Genomic DNA, 9,599 nt, shown 5'->3' with positions numbered 1-9,599 from the left:
TTTGCTATAGAGGTTTTCTTCCGATTTTACAAACTCAGTTGGAACGCTATTTTTCTTACGATTTACATAGATTTTAGAAATAGCATCACCCAAACTCTCAGATTCTACACCACCAGCATTTCCAGTAGTAACTTCAGCAGAAGCTACAGTTATTGAAATTTCTGTTTCTACAGAGCAGCCATTTGTGTTAATTCCTGAAAAAGTAAGAGTATATATCCCAGCTTGAGAAAAACTCATTGTTACACTTTCCTGATTTTGATGTGAGGCAGTTATTTCTCCAGGCAAAGTCCATTCGTAGCTTGTAAAATCGGTAGGATTTAATAAAGTAACATACTTATCTACAGAATTATTTCCTGAATTTGTAGTGTTAATTGTTACCTGTGAATCTATTTTTGGCAATACGGTTACTTGTAAAGTTTTGGAATTAGAACCAAATACATTTGTAGCAACCAAAGTAACAGTATAGGTGCCTGATAATGCATAGGTTTTAGTAGGCTCCATTAAAACACTATTTGTTCCGTCTCCAAAATCCCAAGAATATGAAATAGGTTCTATTGGCTGTGCTGCTGGATATGTGTTTGAGGTATTTTTAAAAACAAATGTATTATTAATTAAGCATTCGTTATTATTAACTGTAAATTCAGCGATTGGTGATACGTTTACTGATATAGATGCATTTATGTCTGATTTAAAATTTGAGCAATGAATAATTCCCCCGTCTTGTGAATAGGAAGATGCAATTACCTGCCCAACTACATCTGCTTTATTTACACTTTTTGTGATACTTGCAAAAGGAGCTAAAATAGAACCATAAATAGTGTTGCTCCCTTCTAAATTTAATTCAGTGGTGTTGTAAAAGTTATAAATGATATGAGCTGCATCTTGATTATCAATACCTCCTTGAGACCAAACATTCCAATTAAAAACACCAGGTGCGTTTATATTGATAATTAAAAATTTGTCAGAATCCGCATGATTTTGTGTATTAAAAACTTGTACGTTATTCAAATCTGCTGCATTTATATTGATATAGTTTGCACCATTATTAAGAAAAACTTCAATATGATTTGGTAAGTTTGTGTTTGTAATTGAATTACCATTAGCATCTTTTAAAGAGGCATTATGAACATTTTCTGACATGCTTGTAGCATTAGTTCTTAGTCTTTGGAATGCCAAAGGAAAATCAATTACATTTTTTTCAAATACAGAATTTGTTGATGATGATGCATTAAAATTTGAAGCATTTCCAGACAACTGAATATATGAATTTGAATAGTAAATGTTTTCTGGTGTAATTCTTATCGGTGTAGGAGCATTCTCAGGATCTGCATACCATGCGTTAGCTCCGTTTTGATTTCCTATTTTTACAAATTGTGACGCGTTTCTAATATTTAATTTTCCATTATTATAGTTGACTTTACCACCCACTAAAAGACCAATATCATTTCCATTTATGTTAAAACATCCACAATCTTGCAAAGCAACATCATAATCACCATTAATTGTAATATCTCCACCAGCAGCAAAACTTCCAATTGTATTTCCGCTAGTTAAGGTTACGTTTTTTTCAACGAAAACATTAAAACAATTTGCGGGCATAGTTGGATTGTATGGATTTGTACAAACAGTTGATAATATTGATGCATCTAAACTAGTTCCTATTGTTTGATTTAATCCTAATGTTATTAATGGTATACCATTCGAATCAACTCCACCTTTTAATCGGCCATTGATATCTGTTATTGTGAAATTACCTCCTCCTTCAAGAGCATCTGGACAACCATCGTTATCTGAATCTGTATCAAAATGATTTGGAATACCATCATTATCTGAATCGATTACTAATGGATAAGTACATAAGTTATTTGCAAATCGTATTTTTTGACTATTTCTTTGTCCTCCTGTTGAAGCAGTAAAGCCAAAATGAACTTTTGATTCTCCATTAAAGATATTAGCAATTAAATCATCTGTATAGTTAGCAATGAAGTTTCCATCAAAAGAGTAGCTTAAAGTTTTTGAATTTGCGTTCCAATTGAAGCTAACAAGATGCCATTTGCCATCCTCAATATTCCCTAAATCGGTCATTGATGTAAGTTCAGCCCAAGTTCTTGTATTTTTTATTTGGGTATGATCGTTAATTAATTCTCCATTATTTTGATAGGTATCAAATTCAATTGAAATACCATTTTTAATTTGCCATGCTCCAATACCCTGACCAGAAATACCCACAGTATTTATACCTGTAGGATCATTATGAAAAACAATTGCTATACCATCTGCTCCAATATCTTTAGTACCTAAATTAATTTCAATAGAAAAATTAAAATTATTATTAAAGTCAATTTTCCCAAAAGACATGCTTGATCCTGCTTGTGTTTGCAAGTCTGGAGTAAGTTCTATTTCATTTGAATTCACGATAGAGGCAGAACCTGCTAAAGAAAATAAGCTACTTAAAGAAGATACGTTTAAACCATTTTCTTCGCAATCTAAAATACCATCATTATCATCATCTAAATCTATAGAATTTACGATTCCATCTCCATCACAATCATTAATAGTAACACATTGTGCATTTGTTGAAAAGATGTTGATGAAAATAATAATAATAAAGAAAGCTAAATTTTTTAAAGCATTTAGATTTTCTAATTTGAAGTTGTTGTGGGGGGTTTTCATGATTAAATTTTAAAATATTGCTGTTACACAAGGTTTTACAAGCATAAAGATAAAGTTTTAACTTCTTTTCAGATTGATATATCGTTGAACAGTAATATTATAAAGTTGAATGGCAAGTTTGTATCGTTTTTTTTAAATAGGATATTTAATTAAAATTGTTGAAATTTTTTATTTCCAAAATGACTAATTAGTTTGCAAAAAAAAAGAGGAACTTTTAAGTTCCTCTTTTTTTTAATTTGCTGTGTTCAACTCATAAGTGCAACAAACTTATTTTTTAAATTTTCGATAAAAAGCAATATTAGCTCTATGAATGGAAAAAATAATTAGTTGAATGTAGTATATGAAGCAGTTGATGATGAGACATCATTATTACATGATTTGATCAACAAAAGAAGGATTAACTCCTTGTTAAAAAGAAGTTAAAGTAAATAAAGGTTTAGTGTTTTTTAAATGATGTGTAGTATCACTAAGTAGGTTGAATTTCTCAAATCAATTCTTTTTTACAGGAATTTTATCACGACCAATACTGCCTTTTTTCAAAGCTTTGTAGTTTTCATAACAATCTAAAACGGCTTCAATAAGTTGTAAATCAGAAGCTTTTTTGATAAAATATTCAGAATAATTACAATCAATCAGTAATTCTGATAATTCTTGACTGTCCATTCCTAAGTATTCCATCATTACTTCACGATCAAATTTGCCTGCTAACATTTTGCGCAAATCGTCTTCGTGTTTTAGTTTTTGTAATTTTTTCAGCTGTTTGGGTTTATTGCCAAAAAGGTTGTATAAAAAATCAACGGGTTGAAACAAAGCGGCAATAGGAGAGGTGTAGTTTTTACGTTTTGGCGAACCCACTTCATAAGTTTGAGGCAAACCATTGATGTGAATTCTGGTGAAATTATCTTTAGGCACTTGTTTAAGGTCAATTTCTAGAACTCCAATCAATTGGGTTGATTTTATAATTACTTCACGCATTTCTTCAGAACGCTCGTAAAGCGCAATTTCCAATTCATTTCCTTTCAATAAATCATTGGATATTTTCAATTTGATGGATGAAAATCCTAAATAAGAAACCAAAATAGTATCATTTACTTTGGTGGCTAATTCAAAAAAACCATCTTCATTGGTGATAGTACCTTCAACCGTATTCAGATTTAAAATATGAGCAGCACTCAATGCTTTTTTGGTATCAGCATGGATTACTTGACCTTTTAACAATGTTTTACGAATGCTGTCATTTTGAGAAAAAACAGTCAATGAAACCAATAAAAACAGGAATGGCAGGGCTCTCTTCATAAAACAAAAATAAGGATAAAACTTTTTGTAAAGGTTAATAATTTGTGAAGATGTTACTTAAATTCTAAAAAAGTGCGCGTAACTGGATTCGAACCAGCACATTCTAATGAACACAAGCCCCTCAAGCCTGCGCGTCTACCAATTTCGCCATACGCGCTTTGAATAGAATTACGTAAAGTTAGTTTTAATTGTAACTTTAATTTGTGACCGGGCTGGGATTCGAACCCAGGACCCTTTCATTAAAAGTGAAATGCTCTACCAACTGAGCTACCAGGTCTTGAAAATATTTTTCAGGCTGCAAATATACTACCTATCTTATGAATTAGTCCTACAATTTTGAATAAATTTTATCGATATTTGCCTAAAAGTAATCAATCATGCATATTGTTTTGTTGGGATACATGGCGTCAGGAAAATCAACCATTGGAAAACTTCTTTCTAGCCAAACTGGACACCCTTTTTTAGATTTAGACGAATACATTTGTCAAAAAGAAAAGCTTTCTATTTCAGAGATTTTTGCACAAAAAGGAGAAATCTATTTCCGTTTAAAAGAACATGAATATTTGAAAGAAGTACTTGAAAATAAGCAAGATATGATTCTTTCATTGGGTGGTGGAACTCCTTGTTATGCCAATAATATGGAATTGATTTTACAAAACGATACGCTTTCTGTCTATCTAAAAGCTAGCATCCAAACCTTGTCAGAAAGATTGTTGAAACATAAAAGTTCTCGGCCATTGATTGCTTCATTGGAAGATGAACAAGTGCCAGAATTTATCGCAAAGCATTTGTTTGAAAGACGCTTTTTTTATGAACAAGCTTCACAAACGATTGTAATTGATCACAAATCAGAAATGGAAATTGCAGCAGCAATACTTCAATTATTATAGTAAATACGCTACAGAATCCTCTTTAGAAAAATCCACTTGTACATGCTCTTTAATCGATGTTGACAAAGAAACCCCTTTAAAATCTGCTTTTACAGGATATTTTTTGTGATTTCTATTGACCAAAACTGCCGTTTTAAATCGTTTCAAGGGCACATCTAAAAAATGTTTTACGCCATAAATTAAGGTGGTTCCTGAGCTCAACACATCATCTACCAACACCAAGGATTTGTCTTTATAATCACTCACCTCTAAGGAAGTAGTAATGGGAATCAACGGATTTTTCTTATCAATAGTCACCAAACAAATGTGCACGTTGATGTCTGAAATTTCAGTAAGTACAGCCACTAATTTTTCAGCAAAAATATAGCCATTGCCAATGATTCCTGCAATGACCACTTCTTTTTCATCAGAATTGCTTTCGTAAATTTGATACGCAATTCGTTTGATTTTTTGATTGATTTGAGTGTTATCTAAAATAATGTTGTGTTCTTTTGTCATAAAGTTTCATTTGTTTCTTCTTGATATCCTTCAATATCTCTTCTGTCTTTTTTAGTGGGTCTTCCTTCGCCTTTTTTGCGGTAATAGTCTTTGGCAAATTTCAGCAATTCATTTTTTTCAAACTCTTCTTTGGGCGTCATGTCTTTGCGATACAAATCTACCAATTTTGCGCCAACTCTGTTTTCTGGGATGTCCAACACTTTTAGTTGGTAATTGATTTGGTCTTTTCTAACCAATAACAATTCACTCCCAAAGAGTTCTCTAGAAGCTTTTACATTGCTGCCTCCAATTTTTACATGCCCTTTTTTACAAGCGTCTGTTGCCAAACTTCGGGTTTTGTAAATCCGAATGCACCACAAATATTTATCTATTCTCATAAAAAAGTTAAAAAATACTTTTTGTCTTTCTACAAAGGTATAAAAATGGTAAATTGCGCCCTAAAATTTTATAGTTAAATGATTAAAATAAAAAACAGTATTCTTTTACTACTTTTCGTTATCGTAGTTTATGCATGTGGAGATGACAATGCATTCCGAAATCCGTTTGCTGATGTTGACCATGAAGCCCTTGCTATTTCTGACAATGATTCAATTGTAAAATTTTTAAAGAATCATTATTATGATGCAACAGAAGATGTTTTAAAGCCATTAGAAACAGGCAAAACAGCCCTTTTTGATGAGACTCTTAAATTGAAAATTATGGAGGTTACTGAAAATGACATCAACTATAAATTGTATGTGTATGTCATCAATGAGGGTAGTGCAGCACCAGAACCAGACAAGGGATTTCCTACAGTAGTTGATTCTGTTTTTGTAAAATACTCTGGAAGAACTTTTTCAGGAAATACTTTTAATACGAATGTATTTGACTCCAATACCTCAGGAATTTGGTTCAATTTGAATGCTGTAATTGGGGGTTGGACTCATGGAATGACCAAGTTTAAAGGAGGTTCACTAAAAAAAGAACCGAATGGAGATCCTTTTAACGGGCCCATTACTTTTTTGAATAGTGGTAAAGGTATTATTTTTATACCTTCAGGATTGGCGTATCCTTCTTCAAGAGCGCAAAACCAGTCTAGTAATTTGGTGGATACCAACTTGCTTTTCTTTATTGATTTGCTCGATTTTGTGAAAGACACAGACCAAGACAATGACAATGTGCCTAGTATCAAAGAAGATCTTGATGGAGATGGAGATGTAAATAATGACGATACAGATAAGGACGGTATTCCTAATTATTTCGATACAGATGATGATGGTGATGGGGTGTTAACCAAAAATGAAGACAGAAATGGAAATGGCGACCCAACAGATGATAAAAATGATCCAACCAATCCAAATTTACCTGATTATTTGAATAAAAACATCAAATAGTATAACTTATAAATCACTCAAAAAAACTCTTTGCAATCCAGTAAAGAGTTTTTTTTTGCTTTGTGTTTTCTGTGATGAATTCAATTCTGACATGCTTTTTACGAATGAGTTTATCATTGTATTTGCAATCGTTTTCGTAGATATTGCATATAAATCGGTCATTTAAAAAACATTCTTGCGAATAAGTCTTTAATTTTGTAGTAAATTACCAGACTCATGGAATTATTTTCAAATAGTTATTTTGTGTTATTTCTGATTATTTTAATCGGATTTATCATTGGTCGAATTAAGATAAAAGGAATTTCTTTAGATGTTTCCGCTGTTATTTTTGTTGCATTGTTTTTTGGTCATTACGGAATTGTAGTCCCTATTGATTTTCAATACATTGGATTGGTGCTTTTCATCTTTACCATCGGAATTCAAGCAGGACCCAGTTTTTTTGAATCTTTTAAAAAAAATGGACGAACATTAGCCACCTTAGTGGTATTGCTTATTTTCGTGGCTGGACTGCTTACTTTTTCTGTTCATTACTTTTTTGGAGTTGATAAAAATTTAGCTATTGGGTTATTGAATGGTTCATTGACAAGCACACCAGGTTTGGCAACTGCCATTGACATTACAGGGTCTCCATTGGCATCAATTGGCTATGGTATTGGGTATCCTTTTGGAGTTATTGGTGTCATTCTTTTTGTGAATTTCTTACCAAGAATCCTGAAGGTGAATCTGAAAGAACAAGAAAAAACATTCAAAGACAACGTATTGATGCAATATCCTGAAATCTTGGCAAAACATTTTGTGGTAGAAAACGAGAATGTGATTGGTAAAAGTTTGAAAGATTTAAGCATTCGTTTCATGACAAAGGCAGTAGTTTCCAGAATCAAACACAATAATGCTGTCATTATTCCTGAAAATGATGTGATTTTAGACAAAGGAGATATTGTAAGAGCAGTGGGTTCAAATGAAGCTTTAGAGCGTGTCAAATTGTTGTTAGGTCATGAAACAAAAGAGGAAATTCCGCTAGATAAAAAATATGATGTGCGCTCAATTTTAGTAACCAACAAAGAAGTTGTTAAAAAAACATTGGGACAATTGCATTTGGAAGAAGCGCATAACACCACCATAACTAGAGTGAGACGTTCAGGAATTGATCTTTCTCCAAGTCCTTCTTTAAAATTGCAATTTGGTGATAAATTGATTGTCATTTCTTCAAAAGAAAATATGGAAGAAGTTAGCAAGATTTTTGGGGATAATAAATTGTCAAACACCGATTTTTTACCCATCACTTTAGGAATTATTCTAGGGATTTTGGTAGGGAAAATCAGTATTAATTTTGGTGATTTTACGTTCGGTTTGGGATTGACAGGAGGCATATTGATTGTAGCATTGATATTAGGCAGAACTGGGAAAACGGGTCCCATCATGTGGACTATGACAGGAGAAGCCAACCAAGTTTTAAGACAAATAGGATTGTTGTTTTTCTTGGCTGCTGTTGGTTCAAGTGCAGGCTCAAGTTTGGAAAGTACTTTTCAACAATATGGTATTGAGCTGTTTGTTTATGGTGCGTTTATTACACTTATTCCAATGATTGTCACCACTATTTTTGCCAGATATTATTTCAAAATAAACATTTTGGTATTGTTAGGAACCCTTACTGGTGGAATGACGAGCACTCCAGGATTGGCTGCCACAGACACCATGGTAGATTCAGATGCACCTGCCATTGCCTATGCTACTGTGTATCCAATTGCCATGGTTGTGTTGATTATTGTGGTTCAGATTTTGAGTTTGATTTAACTGTTTTTCTGAAGGTAGGGTTTCTGTTGTTTCTATTTTTTTTGGGTTTATGTGAAACTGTTTTTATCAAAAAAAACATGAAAATCCAACACTGGATATGAAAATAAGAATGGATTTTAAACATATTAAAATCTCAAACATATTTTAAAAATAGTGCTACTTAAATTCATTCTGTATTCCAAATTTTAAATATATTTGAAATAAGAACGGAGGTTTTTAGAGGAACTGACGTTAGGCAAAAGCTAAAAAAAACCTACTAATGAATTTAAACAGAAAAAAACATTGGGAAACAGTCTATGAAACTAAAAATCCTGAACAGGTAAGTTGGACACAAGAAATACCAAAAACATCTCTTGAATTTATACATTCATTCGGTCTTAAAAAACAGCTAGAATAATAGATATTGGCGGTGGCGATAGTAAACTTGTGGATTATTTATTGGATGCCGGATTTGAAAACATCAGTGTTCTTGACATTTCTTCCAAATCACTTGAAAAAGCAAAAAAACGACTTGGAGAAAAAGCAAACAATGTACATTGGATTGTAAGTGACATTACAGAATTTGAACCAAATATGACTTTTGATGTATGGCATGACAGAGCAACATTTCATTTTCTTACTACTACTGACCAAATAGAAAAATATATGAAAATCGCAAGAAAATCGGTTGTTGGATATATGACAATTGGAACCTTTTCACAAAATGGGCCAAAAAAATGTAGCGGACTTGATATAAAACAATACAACGAAGAGGAATTGGCATCAGTATTGAAAGATGGTTTTGATAAAATGAAATGTACAACAGAAGACCATTTAACACCTTTTGACACAACGCAGAACTTTTTGTTTTGTAGTTTTAAGAGACATTTGAACTAGAAAAACCCGATAGTGGGTTTGTAATCCATGCAAATTAAGTACCAATCCATACATAAATCACATTCACCATAATCCTGTGAAACAAAAAAGAGACAGGGCAAGAAGATTATTAGGAAAGGATTGCAAAAAATAGGGTTGTGAGTAGGGATTGTAAATGCACGCAAACGGCTATTGAAAAAATTACACATCACGTTTCTCA

7 protein-coding genes, 2 tRNA genes and 1 pseudogene are annotated in these 9,599 nt (G+C 32.4%); 4 read left to right on the top strand and 6 right to left on the bottom strand.

From position 1 onward, the window contains the following. The 4 genes from IU405_RS09360 to IU405_RS09345 form a co-directional block, all read right to left on the bottom strand. The coding region (locus tag IU405_RS09360; RefSeq protein WP_197438338.1) for a collagen-binding domain-containing protein at positions 1–2,673 on the bottom strand (2,673 nt) is incomplete at its 3' end. Positions 2,674–3,162: 489 nt separating this feature from the next. After that, the gene (locus tag IU405_RS09355) at positions 3,163–3,969 is read right to left on the bottom strand and encodes a carboxypeptidase-like regulatory domain-containing protein (RefSeq protein ID WP_197438337.1); all 807 of its coding nucleotides are present in this window, start codon (positions 3,967–3,969) and stop codon (positions 3,163–3,165) included. Positions 3,970–4,042: 73 nt separating this feature from the next. Beyond that, a tRNA-Leu gene (locus IU405_RS09350) sits at positions 4,043–4,126 on the bottom strand. A gap of 47 nt (positions 4,127–4,173) precedes the next feature. After that, positions 4,174–4,246, bottom strand: a tRNA-Lys gene (locus IU405_RS09345). A gap of 100 nt (positions 4,247–4,346) precedes the next feature. Between IU405_RS09345 and IU405_RS09340 the strand changes: the two genes are divergently transcribed. Beyond that, positions 4,347–4,859, top strand: a complete 513-nt coding sequence (locus IU405_RS09340; protein WP_197438336.1) for a shikimate kinase — start codon at positions 4,347–4,349, stop codon at positions 4,857–4,859. Here the strand turns inward: IU405_RS09340 and IU405_RS09335 are convergent. After that, positions 4,854–5,357 carry a phosphoribosyltransferase domain-containing protein gene (locus tag IU405_RS09335; RefSeq protein ID WP_197438335.1) on the bottom strand — a complete coding sequence of 168 codons (504 nt, stop codon included), beginning with the start codon at positions 5,355–5,357 and terminating at the stop codon, positions 4,854–4,856. The genes IU405_RS09340 and IU405_RS09335 overlap by 6 nt on opposite strands. Beyond that, entirely contained in the window at positions 5,354–5,734 is a 381-nt protein-coding gene (locus tag IU405_RS09330) for an RNA-binding S4 domain-containing protein (protein ID WP_197438334.1), read from the bottom strand. The genes IU405_RS09335 and IU405_RS09330 overlap by 4 nt, the downstream gene beginning before the upstream one ends. 78 nt (positions 5,735–5,812) lie before the next feature. On the opposite strand from IU405_RS09330, the gene IU405_RS09325 reads away from it, so the two are divergent. The 3 genes and pseudogenes from IU405_RS09325 (at position 5,813) to IU405_RS09315 (ending at position 9,400) form a co-directional block, all read left to right on the top strand. Next, complete coding sequence (locus tag IU405_RS09325) at positions 5,813–6,730, top strand: FKBP-type peptidyl-prolyl cis-trans isomerase (RefSeq protein ID WP_197438333.1); 918 nt, start codon at positions 5,813–5,815, stop codon at positions 6,728–6,730. A 216-nt stretch (positions 6,731–6,946) separates the two neighbouring features. Continuing rightward, on the top strand, positions 6,947–8,524 hold the full coding sequence (locus IU405_RS09320) for an aspartate:alanine exchanger family transporter (protein ID WP_197438332.1): 1,578 nt from the start codon (positions 6,947–6,949) through the stop codon (positions 8,522–8,524). 259 nt (positions 8,525–8,783) lie between these two features. Beyond that, positions 8,784–9,400, top strand: a pseudogene (locus tag IU405_RS09315) (class I SAM-dependent methyltransferase). Positions 9,401–9,599: the final 199 nt, after the last annotated feature.

The sequence above is a fragment of the Polaribacter sp. BAL334 genome, assembly GCF_015767435.1.
Classification (GTDB): domain Bacteria; phylum Bacteroidota; class Bacteroidia; order Flavobacteriales; family Flavobacteriaceae; genus Polaribacter.
The sequence above is the reverse complement of the archived record's forward strand: the minus strand, read 5'-3'. Positions and strand labels throughout refer to the sequence as shown.